This is a genomic window from Reichenbachiella sp. MALMAid0571 (assembly GCF_040151475.1).
Taxonomy (GTDB): Bacteria; Bacteroidota; Bacteroidia; order Cytophagales; family Cyclobacteriaceae; genus CAXBNB01.
This window is the reverse complement of record NZ_JBDKWG010000146.1, coordinates 96,818-120,348: the sequence shown is the minus strand read 5'-3', so window position 1 is coordinate 120,348 and position 23,531 is coordinate 96,818. Positions and strand designations below refer to the sequence as shown.

Here is a 23,531-nt window from a genome sequence, read left to right as displayed (position 1 = left end):
ATGTCGGAAACCAGAATTGCTTCCCGTTATGCCAAGCCGCTTTTAGAGTTGGCAGTTGAAAGAAACTGCTTGGAAGAAGTAGCAAAGGATATGACTGCATTTACTGCACTTTGTCATTCAAACAGGGATTTTACATTGATGTTGAAAAACCCTGTTTTGGGGCATTTGAATAAGTTGGTCATCCTAAAGAAGATTTTTACCGGCAAGGTAAATGCCCTTACGCTTTCTATTTTTGATATCATTTCCAGAAAAAATCGGGAGCAATATCTCCCTGCAATCGCTAAAGAATTTCACAAACAATACAATGTAATGAAAGGCATTGCAGAAGCGACTATTACTACTGTGGTTCCTTTGAATGCTGAACTGAAGAAGGAAGTAAATGCTGTAGTGAAAAAAATCACAGGAAAAGAGGTAGAATTAACTGAAAAAATTGACGAATCAATTATTGGAGGTTTTATTCTCAAAATAGGAGACAGGCAAATTGATGACAGCATCAGTAGCAAACTCAACGAATTGAAATTAAAGTTTAGTCAAAATTTATATGTAAATAAAATGTAGGATTGTCCTACATTAATTATTTCAAAAATTAATAAAAGCAATAATAATGGCAGATGTAAGACCAGATGAAGTATCAGCTATATTGAGAGAGCAACTCTCAAATTTCAGAACCGAAACTGAACTTGAAGAAATTGGTACTGTATTACAAGTTGGTGATGGTGTAGCCCGAATTTATGGATTAACCAAAGCTCAATCAGGTGAATTATTGGAGTTCGAAAACGGACTTAAAGCGATGGTTCTTAACCTGGAGGAAGACAATGTAGGAGCAGTACTTTTGGGTGAATCCAAAGGTATCAAAGAAGGTGATACTGTAAAAAGAACCAACAAAATTGCATCTGTCAATGTTGGAGATGGTATGTGTGGAAGGGTTGTTGATACCCTGGGACAACCAATTGACGGTAAAGGGCCAATCGAAGGTGAGTTGTTTGAGATGCCTATGGAGAGAAAAGCTCCTGGTGTTATCTACAGACAGCCGGTAAATGAGCCACTTCAGACTGGTATCAAAGCGATTGATTCAATGATTCCTGTTGGAAGAGGTCAGAGAGAATTGATCATTGGTGACAGACAAACAGGTAAAACGGCGGTGGCAATTGATACCATCATCAACCAAAAGGAATTTTACGATAAAGGAGAGCCTGTATTCTGTATTTATGTGGCTGTTGCTCAAAAAGCATCCACAGTTGCCGGCATAGTACAAGCTTTGGAAAAAGGCGGAGCAATGGACTATACCGTTGTAGTAAGTGCCTCAGCTTCTGATCCTGCTCCACTTCAGTTTTTTGCTCCTTTTACTGGTGCTGCAATTGGAGAGTATTTCAGAGATACTGGTCGTCCTGCTTTGATCGTTTATGACGATTTGTCTAAGCAAGCGGTGGCATATAGAGAAGTTTCACTTCTTTTGAGAAGGCCTCCTGGACGTGAAGCTTATCCTGGTGACGTATTCTATCTTCACTCAAGACTATTGGAAAGAGCAGCGAAGATCAATGATAGTCAGGAAATAGCTGAAAACATGAACGATCTTCCTCCTTCTTTGAAAGGGAAAGTAAAAGGTGGAGGTTCTTTGACAGCACTTCCTATTATTGAAACACAGGCTGGTGACGTTTCAGCATACATACCAACCAACGTTATTTCTATTACGGATGGTCAGATTTTTCTGGAAACTAACCTTTTCAACTCTGGTATTCGTCCGGCGATTAACGTTGGTATTTCAGTATCAAGGGTTGGAGGTAATGCTCAGATAAAATCGATGAAAAAAGTAGCTGGTACCCTGAAATTGGATCAGGCTCAGTTTAGAGAACTTGAAGCATTTGCCAAATTTGGATCTGATCTGGATGCAGCTACTAAATTGACAATCGATAGAGGTAGAAAAAACCTTGAAATTTTGAAACAGGGACAATATTCTCCATCACCTGTAGGTGATCAGGTAGCCATCATCTATGCTTCTACCAAAGGATTTATTGATGTCGTGCCTGTTGGTAAAGTAAAGGCTTTTGAGATAGAGTTTTTGTCAACATTGAATACGCAGCATAAAAACATCATAGATGATCTTGCAGCGGGCAAATTTACAGATGAAATTACCAAAGAATTAGGAGAAGTAGCTAAAGACGTGGCTTCAAGATTTGCAAACTAAAAAGCTACTGATATAAAGTATGGCTAATTTAAAAGAAGTAAAAAACAGGATAGTATCTATCCAATCCACTCAGCAAATTACGAGTGCCATGAAAATGGTGGCTGCAGCTAAGTTGAGAAAGGCTCAGGATAAAATCACTAAGATGAGACCCTATTCTGAAAGACTTACGGGAATATTGAAAAATGTATCTGCAGGTCTGGATGATGGTGGTGACAATGTGTACAGCACAAATAGAGATGTAAAAAAGGTGTTGTTGGTAGTGGTTTCTTCTGATAGAGGGCTTTGCGGATCTTTTAATAGTAATATTTTTAAAAATACTGTTGCATTAATTAAGAAAAAGTATTCAGACATACAGAGCAAAGGAGGTCTTTATATTCTTCCTATTGGTAAACGCTCGAATGAATACTTCACAAAACGAAAGTATCAGGTAATAAGTGATCACTATCAGTTATTTCAGGATTTGACTTTTGAAAACGTAAAAGTTGCTGCTGAAAGTACTATGGATGCTTTTGTAAAAGGCGATTATGATCAAATAGAACTGATCTACAATGAGTTTAAGAATGTGGCGACACAGATTCTAAAAAACGAGCAGTTTTTGCCAATAGTGTCTTCAGATGAAGGAACTGATGACCTAACTTCAAGTGTGGATTATTTGTTTGAACCTTCTCAGGCTTATGTGGTGAACGAGATCATTCCTAAGTCTTTGAAGATACAATTTTACAAAGCATTGTTGGAATCTAATGCCTCGGAGCATGGAGCGAGAATGACCGCCATGGATCAGGCAACAGACAATGCGGGGGAATTGCTTAAAGCTCTTAAATTGACATACAACAGAACACGCCAGGCAGCTATTACAAAAGAAATACTGGAGATAGTAGGTGGAGCGGAAGCTCTGGCTGCAAGCAGTTGATAGTTTTGAAAAAATAAGAATGAAAACCGTAGTGAATTTCTTGCTACGGTTTTTTTATGAGTCATGAATTTCACTAATTTCACCTGATAAAATGGCTTTACTTTTAAAATATATCAGGTTTTTGTCACTAGACATTGCGTTGGGTGCTGTGGTGTTGTCAATAGTTATTGCCAAATTTATCGGAATTGAGATGCCTCTTTCTATTTCCTTGTGTCTGGGAATTGCTATTTGGATAATTTACACATTGGATCATCTTATTGATGCATTTAAGTCTGACAAAGTACCAACAATCCAAAGGCATTTGTTTCACAGGCAACATTCCAGGCTGCTGATTGTGGCATTAGTTGTTACGGTATTTGGAGGCCTATATATTGTTCTTTCACTTCCCGCAATCACTTTTGTGTATGGGATCATTCTTACCATGTTGGTGCTGGTGTATTTCGGAATCATATACTTTTTTAAGTGGTTTTATCTTAAAGAAATTTTTGTAGCTGCCGTCTATGCTTTAGGGGTTTTTGTGGGTCCTGTCAGTCTCAACAACGGACAGATTGTACCTGTTATCACGATGTTGTTTTTACAAACTTTTTTTCTGGCACTCATTAACCTTATTTTGTTTTCTTATTTTGAATATCATCAGGATAAAAAAGATCAAAACCCTTCAATTGTGATAAGAATTGGGCAAGAGAAAACACGGCAGCTATTGAAAATGTTATTCTCTGTATTACTGATAATTCAGTTGTATTCTATTGTTGATTTTGGAGCGGATATCAAAATACTCTCTTTCAATATTTTGTTTATTGCAATGACAATGGTTTTGTGGACTTTACAAGCATGGCCTGTTTATTTTGGAGCAAATGAACGTTATAGATTGATTGGTGATGGTATTTTCTTTATTCCGACTCTCTGGTTGCTGCTATGAAAACCAACGATTTTGATCTGGTAGCACCTTATTATGACCGACTTGCTCAATTCGTTTTTGGTGATACCATACATAAAGCTCAGATAGAATTTTTGCATCTATTAGACTCTGCTTCTAAAATATTAATTTTGGGAGGAGGAACAGGGTGGATTCTTCAAGAGCTTATTGAAAGAAAGAAAGGTGCTGAGATTTTTTATGTTGAAAAATCTTCTAAAATGATTGAATTGGCTCGTTCTCAGTTTGATTCAAAAAGTCGATTGAATATTCACTTTATCCATAGTCCATTTGAAGACTGGAAATCCGAAATGGATTTCGATGTTGTTATTTGTAATTTTTTTCTTGACGTATTTACACAAGAAAAACTAAACGGGTGCATTCTGCCGAGATTGAAATCGTTGTTAAGTCCGGAGGGCAGACTAATAGTGACGGATTTTCAAAACAAACAGAATCTATTTTGGCAAAGGCTTTTGCTCTGGGTTATGCATGTTTTTTTTGGAAAGGTCAGCAGACTGGAGAGTAGTAAACTTACGGATTTAAGTACTTCTTTGAATCCTGCAGGATTTGTTTTAGAAAAGGAAAAGTTGTTTTACAAACAGATGATTTTTTCGCAGATCTATTGTAGTCGGAGTTAATACTCTTGAAAAGTTTTCTTTTCGTAAATTTCTCGGGGTTTCTGCAATGGGATTTTCTGGTAAATTTTTTCTCCGTCTTGTTTGTTACCGTCTTCAGGATTTCCTGAACTAACCTTATTCCTTCCGAAAATAAAATTGATGCCAAACCGAATGTCCATAGCAGATAGGTTAGTGGCATCAGCTACTCCTAAAAGCTTGTCTGAAGCCATGTAGTATTGGAATGAACCCAAGTCAATGGCGTATGCCAAGCCAAGGTTTAAACCCCTTTGGGGAGATTTAACAACATTTCCGGAAACAGTCAATACTTTTCCGAATTTTCTGGAATAACCAACTCCATAGAGCATTCTGAGTCTTCGGGATACTCCGTGATTGGCAATGGTTGCAGTCAAAGTAGATTTTGGATCAATTTTATACGATAGACTCGAATAGAATCTTGAATTAAGTGCTGTTTTGTAAGGGTTGGTGGTTTCATGCCGTTGAAATCTTTCTGAAATAGAATCTTCAAGTGATTGCTGAAAATCTTCTATATCTTTTAGTATCAGTCCACCATAGTTAAAAGTAGTGTCTTGCAAGGTGTAATTTTTAGGATCTACCTTCCAGTTGATAAAACCGATATCGTTCCATGCTACAGCTGCTGATAGTTCTTTGGTTATTTTCCAATTGGCTCCCAGGTCAATCCCAAAGCCTGTATTTCCATTACCAATCATGTGAGATTGAATGTCTGCTGACGATCCGTCACTGAACAAATCAACTCCGGAAGTATTGAAAGTTGCATTCTTAAAGTTGAAAGCCATATTGAAGTTGTCGTCTGACAGAGTAGCTTTTCCATCAAAATTATTGTCGGATGAAGCATTGAAAATTCCTATAAGGTACTTAACCCTCACACCCATACTGAGCTTCTTTTTAGGCAGGTGTTTCCAATAGCCTATTCCAATTTCCCTATAATACCGTGCATCAACGGCTACTTTACTAAAGTCAATTTCTTTTCCAATAAATCCGGCATTACCTTCCAGAGCCAATGTGATAATATCTTTTGAACCGAATGCTCTACCAGCCATTTTTTCGTTGACAAATAGTGAAAAAGCAGTAGTTTCATTGGCCCTTACTCCCAGGTAAAACGTGCTGATATCAGCCTCAAGGCTTACATAGTTTCGTTTTTTCATAAGGCTTGCAAAACCTTCAGTATTCCATATTTTTCTACCGTTTTCTTTTATTACAATGTCGTTGTAACTAGCCCTGCTGTTGTAATCCAGCGCAATACCTGACAAAAGTGGCAGACCAAGAAACAATTTTCCTTCAGGAATAAACGAAGGGTTGAAATTGTTGCCTTGGAAGGTGGTGTTTTGCAAGTGATACATTGAAATGCCAGACTGTCCCTTGACTATGGCAGGAACGCTCAGAAGGAGGATGAAGCACAATATATTTACGACACGATTCATTTTCAGGGAGTAAAATTGAGATAAGCAATTACACCAATTTTTATGGTCAAAGCATAATCAGAATAAATCTTTACGAATCTATTGTCTTCTGATTCAAAGCTATCTACAGTTAAGACTAAAGCTATTTTATCTGCATTGTTCAATGCTGTAATACCTGCTGAATTGAGTAACACATCTGCAATCTGTGTTTTGGGTTGGTCTGTCCTTCCGTTGGCACCAAGCTCGGGTGACTGAAGAATTAGGTTGTCCGGTACTTCATGTATGACTACACTATCGGCATCTAAAAGATACAGGTTCATCGAACCACTAAATGGCAAGTCATTAACTGTTCTCACCCTTAGTTTTATAGAATCTGCCTCATCAAAATCTACATCGTCAATGTCGAACTGAAAAGTTTGTTTATAACCTCCTAGTTTAACATCCAGGGGCATATTTACTTCCAGCGCAGTAGTTATTTGGCTTTGATCTGTATAAAAGTTTGATTCCTGACTTGCGTTTTCATAATTCGTAGTAGCTGATATGGGTATGGTGATCTTATTAGGAGAAATGGCTAACAAGTCACTTAGATTTGAGATGTCGTTTGATATCGTGATGCGTGAACTGCTCGTTTGCCCGAATTTAGATAAAGCAGGATATTTTATTTTTATTGGTTTCTCAGTTGCCAAACCAGTTAACATTCTAAAATCACCATCACTATTGGAGGAAGAAATACCTGCCAGAGAGATGCCGATGGGCAAACCGAAAGAGTTGTCGATATGGAGTACAATTTCCGGACTTTTAAATTCCAACCCGAATGGTTCAATGTCATTGAAAAAATCAATGTCTATGGTTTGATCCTGAATGGTTATTTCTTTTTCATCAAAATAGCCAATGACTGAGGAAAACTGCGTATTGCTGGTATTAAAAGTGAGGAAGATATAATCTGAACTATTTACGGATTGACCTGCCTTGATATTAACTGTTCCATTAACGATAACATTAAAGACATTTTGTCCTCCAATGCGTGAGAGTGCGGTTCTGTAATCCTGTAGTGTGGTATTTTGTGTATCGGAAACTGGCAAAGAGCCATTGTAAGGTAAACTGACATTGAAAGTAATAGTATCTCTGGAATCGGAATGTACAAAATCTACCAATTTAATTTCCAACTCAACATCTGCAGCGATCTGAGAATCTACTATAATTTCCAGGTCACCATTTGAATATATTATTGAGTCTATTTGCTCACCATTTTGAGCAGGATATTCCAGGGATAGTGTTTCCTGAAATGTTTCAGTGACATCAGTGGGAGAAGCCAGGACTACAATTCCGGTTTCCATGACCTTTTGTTGACTGATTTCATCAATGCTAATCAACTCTGTAGGTACTTTAAATACTGAAGTATCCCGATAGGTTACTGCAAGCAATAAATTTTTGGCATCACTAATTTCAATGTTGGGGTCGTTAATCTCTTCAATGAGTTCTTTTACCGTATAGGTGACTTCTCCAATTGGAGCTACTATTTCCGGGGTGAAAACAGGATCTTCAATGTTGTCGAAATCTATATCGCCGACATTGCAGGAATATTGAATTAACCCAACAATGAAAACAACTACTATTGAGTGTCTTCTGAAAAAACTATTCATCAATTTGAATATATAATATGCTATAAACAATACTTTTTATATAGCTGATTAAGGCTCTAAATTACATATATTTAGATTAACAATCAGAATATTTCTTGGAACAACGAACAAAGTAGGGTCTTGTTGTACTACATCTCTTTGATAGAAGCTTCTACTTTTTCTCGTAGCTGATCTTTATACGCCTGTAGGTTAGAGGCTATTTTTTCGTCACTTGTTCCGAGTATTTGAGCAGCCAGAATGCCAGCATTCTTTGCGCCATTGAGTGCGACTGTGGCTACTGGAACTCCTCCCGGCATTTGAAGAATAGACAATACAGAATCCCAACCGTCTATGGAATTGCTGGATTTCACCGGTACACCAATTACGGGTAATGTAGTGATGGAAGCTACCATTCCTGGAAGGTGTGCAGCTCCTCCAGCTCCTGCTATGATAACTTTCAAGCCTTTGTTGCGAGCCTCTTCGGCATATTTAACCATGCGGTGAGGAGTGCGATGAGCCGATACTATGGTCATATCAAAAGGCACGTTTAATTCATTCAATATGTCGGCAGCTTCCTGCATTACATTCAGATCCGACTTACTTCCCATTATGATTCCTACCATGGCTTATGCTTTTATGATCAGAGTTGATTTTACCAATTTGGCTTTATTTTTTACTTTTTCCATTTTCTTTCCCAGAATGGTGGCATGTCCCATTTTCCGAAATGGCTTGGTTGTTTTTTTTCCATACAAATGTAAGTGTACTTCATCCATTGACATTACCATTTCGGCTCCTTCATATTTGGCATTGCCTGTATATCCTTCTGCACCCAGCAAGTTGATCATTACCGCATTGCTTTTGATGGAAGTGTCTCCTAAAGGCAGGTTAAGTATTGCTCTGAGGTGTTGTTCGAATTGAGAAGTTACATTAGCTTCAATGGTATGGTGTCCGCTGTTGTGAGTTCGCGGGGCAGATTCATTTACCAAAATATCTCCGTCTTTTGTCAGAAACATTTCTACGGCCAACAAGCCAATCATGTCCAACTTTTCAATTACCTCGATGGCAATTTGGCTTGCTTTAATCTCCGTTGCTGTATCTATGTTGGCAGGGGAAAACAGAAATTCCACGAGGTTTGCTTCCGGATGAAATTCCAACTCTACTACCGGATATGTTTTGGTTTCTCCGTCTGCATTTCTTGCTACAAGTACGGATAGTTCTTTTGTATAATCAACGTATTTTTCCAAAACGGCTGGCGCATCAAAACCATCTGAAATGCTCTCTTTTGATTGCAGTACTTTTACTCCTCTTCCGTCATACCCTTCTGTTCGGAGTTTATGTACAGCAGGTAAAAAAGGGATATGTTCTTTAAGCTCTTCTTTATTTTCCAACAAAAAATACTCAGAAGTGGGAATGCCATTGTTTTTGTAAAACTCTTTTTGAATGCCTTTGTCTTTGATTATTTCAATGATTTCTGGTTGAGGATACACTTTCTTCCCTTCTTCCTGAAGTTTTTTAAGGGCTTCTGTGTTTACATTTTCGATCTCAATGGTAATCAGGTCGAATTGTTGGCCAAACTGATATACGGTATCAAAATCAGTAAGACTGCCAACCTGAAAATTCTCTACCAGGTTTTTACAAGGAGCATTGGGGTCAGGGTCGAGAACCCCTATGTTTAGGTTAAAATCAATGCCTGACTGTATCATCATACGGCCCAGTTGGCCACCACCTAAAACTCCAATTTTTATATTTGGATCAAAACCCATATTTATTCACTTTCTTAAATTAAGATACAAAAGTAGGAAATAGTCGATTGTGGATGGTCAATAGTCCATGGAAATTTCCTTTTACAAAAGGAGAAAACAATGTCAACAGGCTTTTATGAATTTACTATTATACCCATTTTTTCCATCAGTTTGCTGGCGTTAAAGCTGCGGCATGGGCCTTCTGTAAGTTTGTAATCGAAAATGATTTCATCTCCCACTATTTCACTGTTGAAGCTATAATTTTTCACCTGTTCATTTTCCAGGTTAGAGAGCGTTAAATCATGTGTGGAAATCAAACCAGTAGCATTTTTTTTAGAAAGTTGATTGATAAGTGAGATCGACCCTTTGTGTCGGTCTTCTGAGTTTGTTCCTTTCAATATTTCATCCAAAAGATAAAATACGGGAGATTCATTTATTGAGTCCAGTAGCTGTTTTATTCTTTTGAGTTCGGCATAAAATGAACTGATGTGTTCTTCCAGGTTGTCTTGTGTTCTCATACTTGTGAAGACTCTGGTGGGGGAACAAGAAAATGAATGAGCACATACTGGTAATCCTGCCTGTGCCATCACCAGATTTATACCTACTGTTCTTAGAAATGTACTTTTACCGGACATGTTTGAACCAGTAATCAATCCTAGCTTTCCCCGATTGTTAAGTTGAAAATCATTTTTTACTCTGTCTCCATGAATGAGCGGATGACCCATTTTTTTGGCATCCAATTGGAAATCATTATCGGTGATTTCTGGAAAAACAAAATCAGGACTGGAATAAGTCAATGATGCCATGTCATTCAATGCATCTATCTCATGGATGGCATCAAACCATTTTTTTATTTCGCCTCCATGTTTTTTCTTCCATTGCTCTGCTCTCAACAGCCAAATCAAATCAAGTAAAAACAATACATTTAATGGGAAGTAAAGCATATTTGCCCGATTGAGCAATTGATAAAGAGTTCTTCTTAAAGTTTGAATAGACTTAGATGCCTTGCTGTCATTAGAGTCAAAAACTGATTTTAATGAAGAAAGTTTTTCATTTGTAAAAGACTTGTTTTCTACCGCTAGAATAAGGTTTTCGTAAGATTTCAAAACCTTTGTTGCGGCATCAAATTTTTTGGTTAAATCAAGAAGAGGGGCAAATGTTACTTTTAAGAGGAAGAAATTAATAATTATTGGTACGAAAATGATCTGATAGGGGAAATCGAAAAATAGTACCAGGGTAGATGCCAATAGTGCAACGAGAGGCATTACCCAACTTAGTATTTTCCATTTCGACTTATCTATAAACTTATTTCCAGCAGAGATCCAGGAGGTAAACGCATTTAAATCAGTTTGTTTTTTTTCATCGACTTCTTCTGTATGCATTCCCAGAGCAGTGAAGTTTTGTCGCCAATCAATATCATTTTTGAGTTCAAGTATGGCCTGTTGTCTTTTGAGTATCTCGGCTTTTGGTGCATGATGAAGCAACCAGTCAGCAGTAAGTCGTCTGCTTTCTTCAACCCTGCTTCTAATCACCAATTGAAAAAGAGAATTTGACCCAAAAATGTCTAAATCTGGAGCGTAAAAATGATTTTTGTCTTCGTATTTTAATCCATCGTATAAACCTGATAAATTTCCATTTAATCGGTGGATTTCTTCTTCATTTAATTTTTTTGCAAAAAGGGTACTTTGACGTTTGAATTTAATGCGATTGTGAATCTGAATGACAATACCAAAGGCAACAAAGAAAATAATTATTGTTCCGGATAAGAGGTATGGATTTCGGATGTTGGCTGCATAGACGACTAAGCCAATCAATGAAATAAATAAGGCAACTCGTAGTAGTGATAGAGTTTTATGTTTGGAATTTAATGATTCAAATTCTTCTGTAAAATGTTGAATCCTCTTGGTGAAAACACTCTTGAGTTCGTTTGGTGTCATTAGTATTGTATAATATGATTCAACAAAGTTAATCCCGATAAAGTAATCGATCTTTTATTTGAGCAACTGATATGCTATTAATGCTCCTAAGTATGCCACGCCCGACATGTAAATTAACTGTAGAATCGGCCATTTCCATGTTTTTGTTTCCCGATAAACTACTGCCAGGGTACTCATACATTGCATTGCAAACGCATAAAAGATAAGTAGGGATACACCAAGTGCAAGAGAGTACATCGGTTTACCAGTTTTAGGGTTGATTTCTGCTCTAAGTTTGTCTTTGATAGTGGATTCGTCTTCTACATCTGCACCCACACTGTATATAGTAGCTATGGTACCGACAAAAACTTCGCGTGCTGCAAACGAGGTAATTAATGCAATACCAATTTTCCAGTCATAACCAAGTGGGCGAATAGCTGGTTCGATAGATTTCCCTAGAATTCCCGCATAAGAATATTCAAGCTTGTGTGCAGAGAGCAGGTTTTCGTATTCAGTGTCATCAATATGGTTGATTTGCATTTCTGTTTTTACAATCTCCTCTGCGTTATTGAATTTTTCACCTGGTCCATATGAAGCAAGCACCCACAAAATAATGGAAATGGCCAAAATGATTTTACCCGCTTCGAGAACGAAAGTTTTACTTTTTCCAAAAATAGTGTACCACACATTTTTCCACTTGGGCCATCGGTAAATGGGTAGTTCCATTATGAAATAACTTCTGTCTTTGGCTTTCAGAATATATTTCATTGCCAATGCGGATAATATAGCGGCTAAAAAACCCAACAGATACATGCCCATCAACACCACACCTTGTAAATTGAAAAAGCCCAGCACATTTCTATTGGGAACAACCAGTGCTATCAAAATAGCATAAACCGGAAGCCGGGCAGAGCAACTCATAAATGGGGTCACAAAAATGGTAATCAACCTGTCCTTCCAGCTTTCAATATTTCTGGTTGCCATAATTGCAGGAATGGCACATGCTACTCCTGATATTAGAGGTACCACACTTTTGCCATTGAGCCCAAAACGTCTCATGATTTTGTCCATAAGGAAAACGACTCGTGCCATATATCCTGACTCTTCGAGTATGGATATAAAACAAAAAAGCAATGCGATTTGAGGAATAAATATCAATACACCTCCAAGACCGGGGATTATGCCTTCGGCAATTAAGTTGGTGAGGGCTCCTTCCGGTAAATATTGTCTGGTGAAAAAGCTCAGCTGGGCAAATCCGTAATCAATCATATCCATGAATGGTTCTGCCCATTTGAATATAGTTTGAAATAATAAGAATAGGATAACCATAAAGATCAAATAACCATAGATCTTGTGCGTCAGGATTCTATCAAGTTTGTTTGATCTGGTTTCATTGGAATCCATGCCATTGTCAACAACAACGGATTTTAATTTTTCACGAATTTTTTGATACCGTTCTACCGTTTCTCGTGTCTGAAACTGCCTGTCACAAAAGTTGTATTTTACCTTGGCATCAGCAATGAATCTTTTTTCGTCGTTGGATAAAAACTGTTTGCTATAAGTTTGTTGGGCATATTGATAAGCCAGGTAATCATTTTCCAGATTAAACTTGTCTTTAATGACTGGAATGATTTCAGGAGACAAGCTTGTGGCTTCAAAAAAAGCTTTTGACGGTTTGTTAATTTCTTCTGTCAATGCCTTTTTCAATTTCTCTATACCCAATCCTTGCCTGGCGTTGATCGAAACTACTTTTGTTTCAAACTCTTTTTCCAGAGCTTTTACGCTTATGCTTTTATTTTCTTTTTTGGCTACTTCCACCATATTCAATGCGAGGATGGTAGGAATACCCAAATCCATGACTTCTGTAAAAAGGAGCAGGTTTCTTTCTAAGCTTGAAGCGTCAACAATCACAATAATGATATCGGGATAGTCTTCTGAAGTGCTGTCACTCAGAACATCAAATACTACCCGCTCATCCATAGACCGGGGATAGATGCTGTAGGTACCCGGCAGGTCAATAATAATAGAGGAATTGCCATCAGGGAGTTTGAAAAAACCGAAATTTTTGTCCATTGTTACCCCTGGGAAGTTTCCTACCTTCTGCTTTAAACCAGTTAACTGGTTAAATAGTGATGTTTTACCTGCATTAGGATTGCCGACAAGTGCTATTTTCAGGCCCTGCTTTTTCTCACTCATGAATTCTTTTTTACGTCAGCGAGATAGTTTTAGCTTCATCCAGGCGAAGAGAAAGGTTATAGCCTGATACGCGGATGCAGATAGGATCGCCAAATGGAGCAGCAAATTTCATTTCTACTTCTGTGCCAGGTAGCACCCCCATTTCAAGTAGCTTTAATGACAAATATTCATCATTAAAGCTCTTTACTACTCCTATTTCACCTGGTTTCAGTTCTGCCAACGAACGCATATCACCTTTATTTAGATTAATTATAAATAAGTGGTAAAAGTAGTAGTTTTAATAGTCTCGTGCAAGCTGAAAATATTATCAATAGTCGGGATATATACTGATATTTATCAGACGGATAGCCAATTAGGTTTGTTTTTTAAACTTTAAGACAAATTCAGTTCCTTTATTGATTTCCGAATGAACAGAAATGACCCCATTGTGTTTTCTCATTATTTGCTTGGACAAACTGAGTCCTATGCCGGATCCTGATTTTTTAGTAGTAAAAAATGGAATAAAAATTTTATGAAGAGCCTCTTCTTCTATTCCTGATCCATTGTCTCTGATGCTAATATGGGTTTTACCATCTTCATTTACAAAAGCATTTATGCTCAGGATTTTGCCTTCTTTTTTTTCATCTTCGGTTCCAAGAGCATGAATCGCATTTTTCACTAAATTAATCAGCACTTGTTCGATTTGTTCTTTATCGGCACAAATGGCTAAGTCTTCCGGGAGTATTTTAGTTTCCAAACAAATGTGTTCTTTCTCTATCTCATATTTCATGAGGTTGATGATATGATCAATTAAAGTGCGTACTCCCACTTTTTCCAGATTTGGAATTGGAATTCTGGTAAGGTTTCTGAAGTCACTAACGAATTTTATAAGCCCCTCACTTCTGTTGTGAATGGTTTTGACGGCCATATAAAAATCCTGAACATCATCACTGCTGATGTTGCTTATTTCCAGTCCCCCTTTCAACTGAGTTTCTAACTCAGTCTCAACTGTAGCAGCTAAAGAAGAAATAGGTGTTACAGAATTCATTATTTCATGAGTTAAGACACGAATCAGATTTTGCCATGCATCCATTTCTTTTTCATCCAATTCACTTTTGATATTTTGGATGGAAATCAATTTAAACTCTTTGTTCATTTGAACCAGTTGGATGGCGTAAATAGAAAGCTGGACTTCTTCTCCATCCTTTTCTATTTTTATCAAGTCCCTGCCCCCGGTCTGCAAGTCAAATAGACTGGCTACTAAATTTTCATTCAGTTCTCTTAACTGGTTGATATTTTTCAAAATGTCAACATTCAGAAGATTTTTAGCCGCAGCGTTGATGATTTGTACTTCTCCTGTTTTATCAAATGTGATAATACCAATAGCCACGTGATGTACAATGGTACGCAAATATTGATGTTGAGCTTCTTTTTCAGCCCTTATTTGACGAAATTTCTTGATTACATTGTTGAACTCTTCGTACAACTGATCCTGAGAAGTCCCAGTTTTTTTCGTAGTATAAGTATGCGAGAAATCGTCGTATTTTATTGAGTTTAGAAAACCTGAAAGCTCCTGATTTGTTTTATCCAAAAATTTAATAAGAAGTTGAACCTCAAATCCAAGAGCAACGAATAACAGGATTTGTGTAAGGGTATAAGAATTGGTATAGAAGGTATTGACCAACAAAACTATTGTGAAAATGAGTAAAGTGATCCTTACTACAAGATTGACTTTGAAATTATTAAATTCCATGTTTTTCCAGCCTTCTATACAGAGAGGCTCTGGTTAGCCCCAATTCCTTAGCTGCTTTTGAAATGTTGCCACCATTGCGGTCTATTGCTTTTTGAATTACATTTCGTTCTACCTCGTCAAGATTGAAAGTGTTCTCAGATTCTTCGGACGAATTGCCCGGTTTGTCAGAGAGAAAGAAGAAATCTTCAGGAGTCAGGCTTGAATTGTCACTCATAATTACCGCTCGCTCGATGGCATGTTGCAACTCCCTTATGTTTCCAGGCCATCGGTATTTTTGCAACTTTTTCATTGTAGCTACAGCAAACTTTTTTATGGATTTTCTGTATTTGGCACTATATATATTTACAAAATGGTTTGCCAATAAAGGGATGTCCTCTGTTCGTTCTCTTAGTGCCGGCAGGTGTATTTCTACGGTGTTTATCCTATATACCAAATCTTGTCGAAAAGTATTTTGTTCTACCATTTCATGTAAGTGCATATTGGTAGCACAAATTAACCTGATATCAACGGTCATGGATTTATTGGATCCTATCCTTGTTACTTCTCTTGACTGAATGGCTGTAAGAAGCTTAGACTGTAGAGGCAGATTTAGATTGCCGATTTCGTCTAAAAATAAACTCCCTTTATGGGCTACTTCAAATCGACCTGCCCGGTCTTCTTTAGCATCGGTAAAAGATCCTTTTTTGTGCCCAAAGAGCTCACTCTCAAACAGAGTCTCTGTAATAGCTCCCATATCTACTCCCACAAACACATTGTCTTTTCGCAAGGAGCGTTGGTGAATAGCTCTGGCAACCAATTCTTTTCCTGTACCATTTTCACCAAGGATTAAAACATTAGCATCGGTCTTTGCAACTTTATCTATTATTTTAAAAACATTCTTGATTGCTTCGCTTTCCCCTATTATATCTTTAAATGGTTGGTTGAGGTCATGCTCAAGTTGTTTTTTAGCAGTTTTTAAAGTATCAACTTCCTGGTAAGATTTTTTCAGCTTGGAGGCCGTAGATAGTGTGGCAATGAGTTTCTCATTCTGCCATGGTTTCAAAACAAAGTCTGTAGCACCTTCTTTAAGTGCTTTTACAGCCATTTCTACATCTCCAAAAGCTGTGATGAGGATGACAACTGCTTTTGGATCCCGCTCCAAAATTTGTTGCAGCCAGTAAAAACCTTCTTTGCCACTGGTAATGTCCTTACTGAAATTCATATCCAAAAGAATTACATCATAAGAGCCATTGTTCATCAGGAAAGGTATTTTCCTTGGATCTTTTTCTATAATGACATTCTGAGCATACTTTTTAAGTAGCATCTTAGCGGCGAAGAGCACGTCTTCATCATCATCGATTATTAATATGTTTCCTAATTCTTTTTCCACGAAATCTATTTTTATTAAGGGGCTATCAGATATGATGCCAACCATCAAAATCTTACTTTAGAAAGTGTTAAGCTAATAATAGGCTATTTTGACGCATCACTTGTGAACAAAAATGAACCACAGAGTGTATCATATTCGAACACAATTTAATGGAAAAGAATTACTTTATGAATCTGATGAGGATAATAATTGGAAAACAGAAGAAGTCTATGAATCTAAATCTCAGATATTGATTTTTTTCACTATGTTTTCTTCTTCAGAGCTGACTTTTACCACGTAGATTTTGGTTTCCCGATCAGAAAAATCGTATTCCTTTTCGTCACCTTCTTCTTGTAATATTCTATCCGTCTTAATGAGATTGCCTATTACATCGTAAATCTTAATATCAATGCTATGTTGAGGTTTGTTGGTGAATTTGAGAATGAACTTCCCTTTTTTTCCATGCAGTAATTGGTAATCAAGCCTGTTGTTCAATATACCTTTTTTATAGCTAATTTTTCTTTCTACGTCGAAAGGGTTTCCAATGCTGGAAGATGACTTTTCCGCTAAGCTGTCGCTTGGGGTGGCTCCCATATTGAAAGGGAATGTTAAAAGAAATAATATAGTAGAAAGCGACATTTGTAATAAATAGTTAGAAAATACGTTTATCCAAAATCTTGCCAAAAAGGTGATTTATAGAATAAAAGATTTCTTTTTATTCTAAATGTAACTTTTCATCAAAAGGTTGCTCAGAATATTTGAGAAATTATTTAAACCAATTCCTTTTCCTGATAATCTTCAACAGGAATACAACTACAATAAAGATTCCGATCTCCATAAGCATTGTCCACTCTTCCTACAGAAGGCCAAAATTTGTTGGCTCTCACGAAAGGCAGGGGATAAATGGCTTTTTCTCTTTTATAAGGGTAATCCCAATTATCAGAGATAGCTACTGTTGAAGTGTGAGGAGCATTTTTCAACACATTGTTAGAAGCATCATATTCTCCACGAGCCACTTCGTCTATTTCTGCTTTTATATTGAGTAGAGTGTCACAAAACCTGTCTATTTCTTCTTTGGTTTCGCTTTCTGTTGGCTCTATCATCAACGTACCTGCTACCGGAAAGGAAACGGTGGGGGCGTGATAACCGTAATCCATCAATCTTTTTGCTATGTCTTCCACCTCTATTCCGACAGATTTAAACTCCCTGCAATCTACTATCATTTCATGAGCGCATCTTCCATTTTTCCCGGAGTACAAGATTTTGAATTCTCCTTCTAAACGGGACTTAAGGTAGTTGGCATTGAGAATAGCAGTTTTGGTTGCGTTGGTTAATCCTTCTGCTCCCATCATTGCTATATATGCGTAGGGTATGGCCAGAATGCCTGCACTGCCGTAAGGTGCAGATGATATGGCTGAGATTGCCTGATTTCCACCAGATTTTATTACAGGATTTCCAGGTAAGAATGGGGACAGATGCTCAGCTACACCGATTGGACCTACTCCCGGTCCACCTCCACCATGCGGAATACAAAATGTTTTGTGTAGATTTAGATGGCATACATCTGCTCCAATCATTGCGGGGCTGGTGAGTCCTACCTGAGCATTCATGTTTGCCCCGTCCATATAAACCTGACCTCCATTTTCATGGATAATGTTACATATTTCTATAATACTTTCTTCAAATACACCATGTGTAGAGGGGTAAGTTACCATCAAAGAGGAAAGATTGTCTTTATATTCTATGGCTTTATTTCTAAGGTCTTCAACATCTATATTACCGAACTCATCACATGCAGTAATGATCACTGCATTCCCTGCCATTACAGCACTGGCAGGATTTGTGCCGTGCGCTGAAGACGGTATAATGGTAATATTACGGTGACCTTCTCCTCGGCTTTCATGGTAAGCTTTAATCACCATCAATCCGGCATATTCTCCTTGTGCACCGGAGTTTGGTTGTAAGGAAGTGGAATGAAAACCGGTAATTTCGGACAGCCATTCACTCAGTTGGGCAATCATCTCCATATACCCTTGGGTTTGATCTATTGGTGCAAACGGGTGCATAAAGGACAATTCCGGCCAGGTAATGGGAATCATTTCAGCTGTTGCATTCAGTTTCATAGTGCATGAACCCAGGGAAATCATAGAATGTGTTAATGACAAATCTTTGTTTTCCAGCCTTTTTAAATATCGGAGTAATTCATGCTCTGAATGAAAATTTTGAAACACAGCGTGTGTCAAAAAATCAGACTTTCTTGCGATCGACGAAGGGAAAGAAATTTCAATTGTTTCAGCCTTTTTCGCAATATTATCTTTACTAATGTTATTACCGGATAGTGCTTCAAAAATCTCAATGATATCTAATGCATCTTTTACTTCGTGAATTTCATCAAATGAAATACCAACACACTGATTTTCAAAATACCGGAGATTTATTTCTTTGCTTTCTGCAATTTTATGTAGCTGTTGCTTTTGGACTTCCGACTCAAGTTGGATTTTTATGGTATCGAAGAAAACATCATTCAACTGCGCAAAACCCAATTCGGCAAGAGCATCAGTGGTAAGTTTAGCTAACCCGTGAATTCTTGAAGCAATTTGCTTAAGTCCTTGAGGGCCATGATATACGGCATACATTCCGGCTATTACTGCCAACAATACCTGAGCGGTACAAATGTTTGAAGTGGCTTTTTCTCTACGAATGTGCTGCTCTCTTGTCTGAAGTGCCATTCGATAGGCTTTGTTACCATTGGCATCAATCGATACACCTATAACTCTACCCGGGATCTGCCTTTTGTTTGTGTCACTTGTGGCAAAATAAGCAGCATGTGGCCCTCCAAAACCTCTTGGAACTCCTAATCTTTGGGTTGTACCTACTACAACATCTGCTCCCATTTCTCCCGGAGGTGTAAGTAATGTAAGGCTTAATAAATCAGCAGCAACGGTAACAGCAATATTATTGGCTTTAGCATTTTTTATCAGTTCGGAATGATCACAAACCGCTCCGTCAGAGTTAGGGTACTGAACAAACAAACCGAATAATTCTGAATCAGATAAGTTTATCTTACTAAGGTCTCCTACTTCTAACTCTATCCCCATTGGCTTGGCACGAGTGGTTAAGACCGATAATGTTTGAGGAAAGATATTTTGATCGATGAAGTATTTGTTGGCACTTTTCTTTTCTTTTTTTCTTAAACTATACAGCATGGACATTGCCTCAGCAGCAGCCGTGCCTTCATCCAGCAACGACGCATTGGCAATTTCCATCCCCGTAAGGTCAGAAACCATAGTTTGAAAATTCACTAGTGCTTCCAACCTGCCCTGAGCTATTTCAGCTTGGTAAGGAGTGTATGCGGTGTACCATCCCGGATTTTCTAATATATTTCTTTGGATGACTAAAGGAACGACACAACCGTAATAACCCATGCCAAGAAACGAATTGTAAACCTTGTTTTTAGTTGTAATTTCTTTGAATGATTGAAGAAAACGAAACTCATTAACGGGCTTTGGAAGATTGAGTTTTGACGATAACCTTATCTTGTCAGGTATAGTTTGCTCAATTAGCTCATCCAGTGTGCTTACTCCTATGGAGTCCAGCATAAGTTGTCTTTCTTTTTCTCCTGGACCAATATGTCTGGATTGGAATTCAATCCTCTTGTTTAAATCAACAGTCATCCTCATTTAGTTTGTTTAGCGTGAGCCATTAATACTCTTTTCTAAAATCACGCAAATCTAAATCGAAATGGTAGAATAATTAGAACCAAATTATCTGAAATGCATCAAGTAGGGTAGAATAGTGTCAATAAGCAAGTATGCTTTCTGGTAAAACAATTCAACAATAAGGATTCCAACAGTTTTTTTGTTGGTATAAATTATACTTTATTCAGATAATCCCCGGAAATATGTTTGATCCTACAGGTTTTTTATTATTAACCAATCAACATAAAACATTTTAGTAAAATCTATTCGAATTATAGCAACAAAAAAAGCACCTCAATCGAGGTGCTTTTCTATGGTGGAGAATATCGGATTCGAACCGATGACCTCTTGGCTGCCAGCCAAGCGCTCTAGCCAACTGAGCTAATTCCCCTTTTGATTTTAACGGGCGCAAATATTTGTCCATTTAACTAAACTACAAAGAGAATCGTCAGAATTCTTATTTCAAAGCAACACTCCGTTTTCAAAGCAACACTCCGTAATGAGATTTCTGCCTTAGCAGAAATGACAAAACAGATTTCTCTTCGATCACAGAATAGAAACACACAAAGCCTTTTAGCAGAGAAATATAGATACTCTTGTGAAAAGCATCGTTAATGCTCTCAATTAAAGCAAAAATTGTTAATTTTGTAGCCCAAATCAATAAATTCAATTATGGCTTTTGAGTATCAAGAAGAAGAGCTCGTTGAAGTACTGGAGGATCAAGAGACCGAAGAAGGTAAAGGGCTTGTCGTATTTAATGATGATTTTAACACGTTTGACCATGTGACCAATACGCTGATTAAAGTGTGCAAACATGAAAAAATGCAGGCAGAGCAGTGTACCTGGCTTATTCATTTCAAGGGTAAATGTAAGGTCAAAGAAGGTTCCTATTCTTTTTTGAAGCCAATGAAAGAAGGGATTACCAATGCAGGCATCAATGCAACTATAGTTTAATCCTTTCGGTTTTTATGGAATTTCCGAGTGAGTTGGTAGAGGAGGCAGTAAGGGAAATTTCAAAGCTTCCCGGCATTGGTAAAAAGACAGCACTTCGTCTGGCTTTGCATCTGTTAAAACAGAATGAATCTACCACAGAACAGTTGTCTGAGGCATTGATAAAACTAAGAAAAGACACTAAGTACTGTAATACTTGCCATATCATTTCCCACACCACTGATTGTACTTGCAGGACAATCAATAGAGATTTGTCTATTATTTGCGTTGTAGAAGATACTCCTGATGTAATTGCGGTAAAGAACACCGGGCAATTCAGTGGGTTGTTTCATGTACTGGGAGGAATCATTTCTCCGATTGACGGATTTGGTCCAGAGGATTTGCATATTGAGACACTAATCAAAAGAATAAAAGAAAGTGATGGAGAAATCCAGGAAGTAATTTTTGCCCTTAGCCCTACTATGGAAGGAGATACCACGGCTTTTTATATTTCTAGAAAACTGGAAGGTCTTGACGTAAAAGTTTCATCTATCGCCCGTGGAATCCCAATGGGGGGAGAACTGGAATATGCTGATGAAGTGACCTTGGGTCGAAGTATCGTGACTCGTACGATCTATAAAACGGAGTAGTTTTCTTTCTATATATAAAGTTTTGGAGTTAGCACTTTTCCCCCGAGTTCTAATTTCTAAAACCAAACCACATTTCCCCTATCAATTATATACCTACTTTTGCAGAAATGTTTTTTGAATGAATGCTTTTGAAAATTTCAACCTGTCGAGACAATTACTCAATGCCATTGAGGACTTAGGTTTTGAGAGCCCCACACCGATACAAGAAGAAGCGTTCTCCGTTGTACTTTCGGGTAAAGATGTGGTGGGTATTGCACAGACAGGTACCGGAAAGACCTTAGCATATATGCTTCCGCTCTTACAGCAATTAAAATTTTCGAAGCAAACAACTCCCAGAATTTTAGTGATGGTACCGACGCGAGAACTGGTAGATCAGTTGGTGGCGAATATTGAAACCTTTACAAAATATGCTACTGTTCGTGTACTTGGTGTATATGGAGAGTCTAACATTACCATCCAAAAGCAAAAAATAGCGGAAGGGCAGGACATAATAGTGGCTACTCCCGGCAGGTTATATGACTTGGCAGTGAGCAAGGCATTGCTACTTAGGGATATTAATAAATTGGTGATAGACGAAGTAGATGTGATGTTGGATTTGGGCTTTCGTTCTCAACTGACAAATATCTTTGACCTGTTGCCGGATCGCAGGCAAAACATCATGTTCTCAGCAACAATGACCGGGGAAGTAGATGCTTTGATTGATGATTTTTTTACGTTACCGGAAAAGATATCTATTGCAGTCAGTGGTACACCTTTAGATAATATATCCCAGCAATGTTATCCGGTTAAGAATTTTCATACTAAAGCCAATTTGCTGATTCACCTGCTCTCAGATAGGAAAGAGTTCAGCAAAGTATTGGTTTTTGTTTCCAATAAAAGCATAGCAGACCGGCTTTTCAATTCTTTGGAGGAGGTCTATGGATTGTCGATGTGTATCATTCACTCCAACAAATCTCAAAACTATCGGATACGATCTGTTCAGGAGTTTGAAGAAGGAGCGAAAAGAATACTGATCGCTACAGATGTAATCGCTCGTGGGTTGGATTTGGATAAGATTTCACACGTTATCAATTTCGATGCGCCCAATTATCCTGAAAACTATATGCACCGAATAGGAAGGACTGGTAGAGCAGAGCAGGCAGGTAAAACCATATTGTTTTACACTGAAAAGGAAGGAGAATATAAAGCGGCTATAGAAGGTTTGATGTCATATCAAATTCCACAGGTTGCATTTCCGGAGGAGGTTGAAATATCCAATGAATTGATTCCGGAAGAAAGGCCTAAAATAGCGGAAAGTAATTACAACCGAAATTTGAAAAAAAAGAACCCTGCTCCGGTAGATGAGGAAAAAAAGGAAAAGAACCGGAAAGAGAATCTCGGAGGATCCTACAAGATAAAGTTGGCCAAAAAGTATAAAAAACCTCAAAGACGAGGAGACAAAAACCAAAACAAGTCTAAAAAGAAATGGTAGGTGTTCTGTTTTTTTGACCTATTAGAAAAACACATAACATTACAAATTTAAAACAAAATCTCTATCTCGCCCCGTTCTATATCCTCACGGGTTGGAACAATGATTTTAGAAGACACAAAATCATGAAGTTGAAGACTGTTAAGTTAATGACTTTGGTTTCCA

General features: G+C 37.7%; 19 protein-coding genes and 1 tRNA gene. 8 read left to right on the top strand and 12 right to left on the bottom strand.

Translation table 11 applies throughout. The features are described from left to right. The 5 genes from atpH (at window position 1) to AAOP42_RS18680 (ending at window position 4,646) form a co-directional block, all read left to right on the top strand. Window positions 1-558, top strand: a complete 558-nt coding sequence (atpH, locus tag AAOP42_RS18700) for an ATP synthase F1 subunit delta (RefSeq protein WP_349530100.1) — start codon at window positions 1-3, stop codon at window positions 556-558. A 46-nt stretch (window positions 559-604) separates the two neighbouring features. Then, window positions 605-2,185, top strand: coding sequence for a F0F1 ATP synthase subunit alpha (atpA, locus tag AAOP42_RS18695; RefSeq protein ID WP_349530099.1), 1,581 nt, complete (start codon window positions 605-607; stop codon window positions 2,183-2,185). Window positions 2,186-2,204: 19 nt separating this feature from the next. Further along, window positions 2,205-3,095 carry an ATP synthase F1 subunit gamma gene (gene atpG / locus AAOP42_RS18690; protein ID WP_349530098.1) on the top strand — a complete coding sequence of 297 codons (891 nt, stop codon included), beginning with the start codon at window positions 2,205-2,207 and terminating at the stop codon, window positions 3,093-3,095. Window positions 3,096-3,186: 91 nt separating this feature from the next. After that, complete coding sequence (locus tag AAOP42_RS18685; RefSeq protein WP_349530097.1) at window positions 3,187-4,014, top strand: UbiA prenyltransferase family protein; 828 nt, start codon at window positions 3,187-3,189, stop codon at window positions 4,012-4,014. Further along, window positions 4,011-4,646 carry a class I SAM-dependent methyltransferase gene (locus tag AAOP42_RS18680; protein WP_349530096.1) on the top strand — a complete coding sequence of 212 codons (636 nt, stop codon included), beginning with the start codon at window positions 4,011-4,013 and terminating at the stop codon, window positions 4,644-4,646. The genes AAOP42_RS18685 and AAOP42_RS18680 overlap by 4 nt, the downstream gene beginning before the upstream one ends. Here AAOP42_RS18680 and AAOP42_RS18675 read toward each other — a convergent pair. The 12 genes from AAOP42_RS18675 to AAOP42_RS18620 form a co-directional block, all read right to left on the bottom strand. Next, entirely contained in the window at window positions 4,643-6,085 is a 1,443-nt protein-coding gene (locus tag AAOP42_RS18675; RefSeq protein WP_349530095.1) for a DUF5723 family protein, read from the bottom strand. The genes AAOP42_RS18680 and AAOP42_RS18675 overlap by 4 nt on opposite strands. Before the next feature lie 2 nt (window positions 6,086-6,087). Beyond that, a complete protein-coding gene (locus AAOP42_RS18670; RefSeq protein ID WP_349530094.1) occupies window positions 6,088-7,707 on the bottom strand; it encodes a hypothetical protein in 1,620 nt (539 codons plus the stop codon). Between the two features lie 128 nt (window positions 7,708-7,835). Next, window positions 7,836-8,309 (bottom strand): 5-(carboxyamino)imidazole ribonucleotide mutase, encoded by a 474-nt coding sequence (gene purE / locus AAOP42_RS18665; RefSeq protein ID WP_349530093.1) that lies wholly within the window; start codon window positions 8,307-8,309, stop codon window positions 7,836-7,838. A 3-nt stretch (window positions 8,310-8,312) separates the two neighbouring features. Beyond that, the gene (locus AAOP42_RS18660) at window positions 8,313-9,449 is read right to left on the bottom strand and encodes a 5-(carboxyamino)imidazole ribonucleotide synthase (RefSeq protein WP_349530092.1); all 1,137 of its coding nucleotides are present in this window, start codon (window positions 9,447-9,449) and stop codon (window positions 8,313-8,315) included. 113 nt (window positions 9,450-9,562) lie between these two features. After that, window positions 9,563-11,365: a MutS-related protein gene (locus AAOP42_RS18655; RefSeq protein WP_349530091.1), complete on the bottom strand. Its 1,803-nt coding sequence runs from the start codon at window positions 11,363-11,365 to the stop codon at window positions 9,563-9,565. A 54-nt stretch (window positions 11,366-11,419) separates the two neighbouring features. Further along, the gene (gene feoB / locus AAOP42_RS18650; RefSeq protein ID WP_349530090.1) at window positions 11,420-13,540 is read right to left on the bottom strand and encodes a ferrous iron transport protein B; all 2,121 of its coding nucleotides are present in this window, start codon (window positions 13,538-13,540) and stop codon (window positions 11,420-11,422) included. A 10-nt stretch (window positions 13,541-13,550) separates the two neighbouring features. Beyond that, complete coding sequence (locus AAOP42_RS18645) at window positions 13,551-13,769, bottom strand: FeoA family protein (protein WP_349530089.1); 219 nt, start codon at window positions 13,767-13,769, stop codon at window positions 13,551-13,553. Window positions 13,770-13,892: 123 nt separating this feature from the next. Next, the gene (locus tag AAOP42_RS18640; RefSeq protein WP_349530088.1) at window positions 13,893-15,272 is read right to left on the bottom strand and encodes a sensor histidine kinase; all 1,380 of its coding nucleotides are present in this window, start codon (window positions 15,270-15,272) and stop codon (window positions 13,893-13,895) included. After that, window positions 15,262-16,686: a sigma-54-dependent transcriptional regulator gene (locus AAOP42_RS18635; protein ID WP_349530087.1), complete on the bottom strand. Its 1,425-nt coding sequence runs from the start codon at window positions 16,684-16,686 to the stop codon at window positions 15,262-15,264. Before AAOP42_RS18635 ends, AAOP42_RS18640 begins: the two co-directional genes overlap by 11 nt. Window positions 16,687-16,863: 177 nt before the next feature. After that, complete coding sequence (locus tag AAOP42_RS18630; RefSeq protein WP_349530086.1) at window positions 16,864-17,214, bottom strand: T9SS type A sorting domain-containing protein; 351 nt, start codon at window positions 17,212-17,214, stop codon at window positions 16,864-16,866. 176 nt (window positions 17,215-17,390) lie between these two features. Then, window positions 17,391-20,294: an aminomethyl-transferring glycine dehydrogenase gene (gene gcvP, locus AAOP42_RS18625; protein WP_349530085.1), complete on the bottom strand. Its 2,904-nt coding sequence runs from the start codon at window positions 20,292-20,294 to the stop codon at window positions 17,391-17,393. A gap of 338 nt (window positions 20,295-20,632) precedes the next feature. After that, window positions 20,633-20,709 (bottom strand) — tRNA-Ala (locus tag AAOP42_RS18620). A 281-nt stretch (window positions 20,710-20,990) separates the two neighbouring features. On the opposite strand from AAOP42_RS18620, the gene AAOP42_RS18615 reads away from it, so the two are divergent. The 3 genes from AAOP42_RS18615 (at window position 20,991) to AAOP42_RS18605 (ending at window position 23,369) form a co-directional block, all read left to right on the top strand. After that, on the top strand, window positions 20,991-21,272 hold the full coding sequence (locus AAOP42_RS18615) for an ATP-dependent Clp protease adaptor ClpS (protein ID WP_349530084.1): 282 nt from the start codon (window positions 20,991-20,993) through the stop codon (window positions 21,270-21,272). A 14-nt stretch (window positions 21,273-21,286) separates the two neighbouring features. Further along, window positions 21,287-21,898, top strand: coding sequence for a recombination mediator RecR (gene recR / locus AAOP42_RS18610; protein WP_349530083.1), 612 nt, complete (start codon window positions 21,287-21,289; stop codon window positions 21,896-21,898). Window positions 21,899-22,016: 118 nt separating this feature from the next. Continuing rightward, a complete protein-coding gene (locus AAOP42_RS18605; RefSeq protein WP_349530082.1) occupies window positions 22,017-23,369 on the top strand; it encodes a DEAD/DEAH box helicase in 1,353 nt (450 codons plus the stop codon). Window positions 23,370-23,531: the final 162 nt, after the last annotated feature.

What these genes read in the sequence shown, in the direction of transcription:
- atpH (WP_349530100.1), top strand. Translation starts at nt 1, where the DNA reads ATGTCGGAAACCAGAATTGCTTCCCGTTATGCCAAGCCGCTTTTAGAG.
- atpA (WP_349530099.1), top strand. Translation starts at nt 605, where the DNA reads ATGGCAGATGTAAGACCAGATGAAGTATCAGCTATATTGAGAGAGCAA.
- atpG (WP_349530098.1), top strand. Translation starts at nt 2,205, where the DNA reads ATGGCTAATTTAAAAGAAGTAAAAAACAGGATAGTATCTATCCAATCC.
- AAOP42_RS18685 (WP_349530097.1), top strand. Translation starts at nt 3,187, where the DNA reads ATGGCTTTACTTTTAAAATATATCAGGTTTTTGTCACTAGACATTGCG.
- AAOP42_RS18680 (WP_349530096.1), top strand. Translation starts at nt 4,011, where the DNA reads ATGAAAACCAACGATTTTGATCTGGTAGCACCTTATTATGACCGACTT.
- AAOP42_RS18675 (WP_349530095.1), bottom strand. Translation starts at nt 6,085, where the DNA reads ATGAATCGTGTCGTAAATATATTGTGCTTCATCCTCCTTCTGAGCGTT.
- AAOP42_RS18670 (WP_349530094.1), bottom strand. Translation starts at nt 7,707, where the DNA reads ATGAATAGTTTTTTCAGAAGACACTCAATAGTAGTTGTTTTCATTGTT.
- purE (WP_349530093.1), bottom strand. Translation starts at nt 8,309, where the DNA reads ATGGTAGGAATCATAATGGGAAGTAAGTCGGATCTGAATGTAATGCAG.
- AAOP42_RS18660 (WP_349530092.1), bottom strand. Translation starts at nt 9,449, where the DNA reads ATGGGTTTTGATCCAAATATAAAAATTGGAGTTTTAGGTGGTGGCCAA.
- AAOP42_RS18655 (WP_349530091.1), bottom strand. Translation starts at nt 11,365, where the DNA reads ATGACACCAAACGAACTCAAGAGTGTTTTCACCAAGAGGATTCAACAT.
- feoB (WP_349530090.1), bottom strand. Translation starts at nt 13,540, where the DNA reads ATGAGTGAGAAAAAGCAGGGCCTGAAAATAGCACTTGTCGGCAATCCT.
- AAOP42_RS18645 (WP_349530089.1), bottom strand. Translation starts at nt 13,769, where the DNA reads ATGCGTTCGTTGGCAGAACTGAAACCAGGTGAAATAGGAGTAGTAAAG.
- AAOP42_RS18640 (WP_349530088.1), bottom strand. Translation starts at nt 15,272, where the DNA reads ATGGAATTTAATAATTTCAAAGTCAATCTTGTAGTAAGGATCACTTTA.
- AAOP42_RS18635 (WP_349530087.1), bottom strand. Translation starts at nt 16,686, where the DNA reads ATGGTTGGCATCATATCTGATAGCCCCTTAATAAAAATAGATTTCGTG.
- AAOP42_RS18630 (WP_349530086.1), bottom strand. Translation starts at nt 17,214, where the DNA reads ATGGGAGCCACCCCAAGCGACAGCTTAGCGGAAAAGTCATCTTCCAGC.
- gcvP (WP_349530085.1), bottom strand. Translation starts at nt 20,294, where the DNA reads ATGACTGTTGATTTAAACAAGAGGATTGAATTCCAATCCAGACATATT.
- AAOP42_RS18615 (WP_349530084.1), top strand. Translation starts at nt 20,991, where the DNA reads ATGGCTTTTGAGTATCAAGAAGAAGAGCTCGTTGAAGTACTGGAGGAT.
- recR (WP_349530083.1), top strand. Translation starts at nt 21,287, where the DNA reads ATGGAATTTCCGAGTGAGTTGGTAGAGGAGGCAGTAAGGGAAATTTCA.
- AAOP42_RS18605 (WP_349530082.1), top strand. Translation starts at nt 22,017, where the DNA reads ATGAATGCTTTTGAAAATTTCAACCTGTCGAGACAATTACTCAATGCC.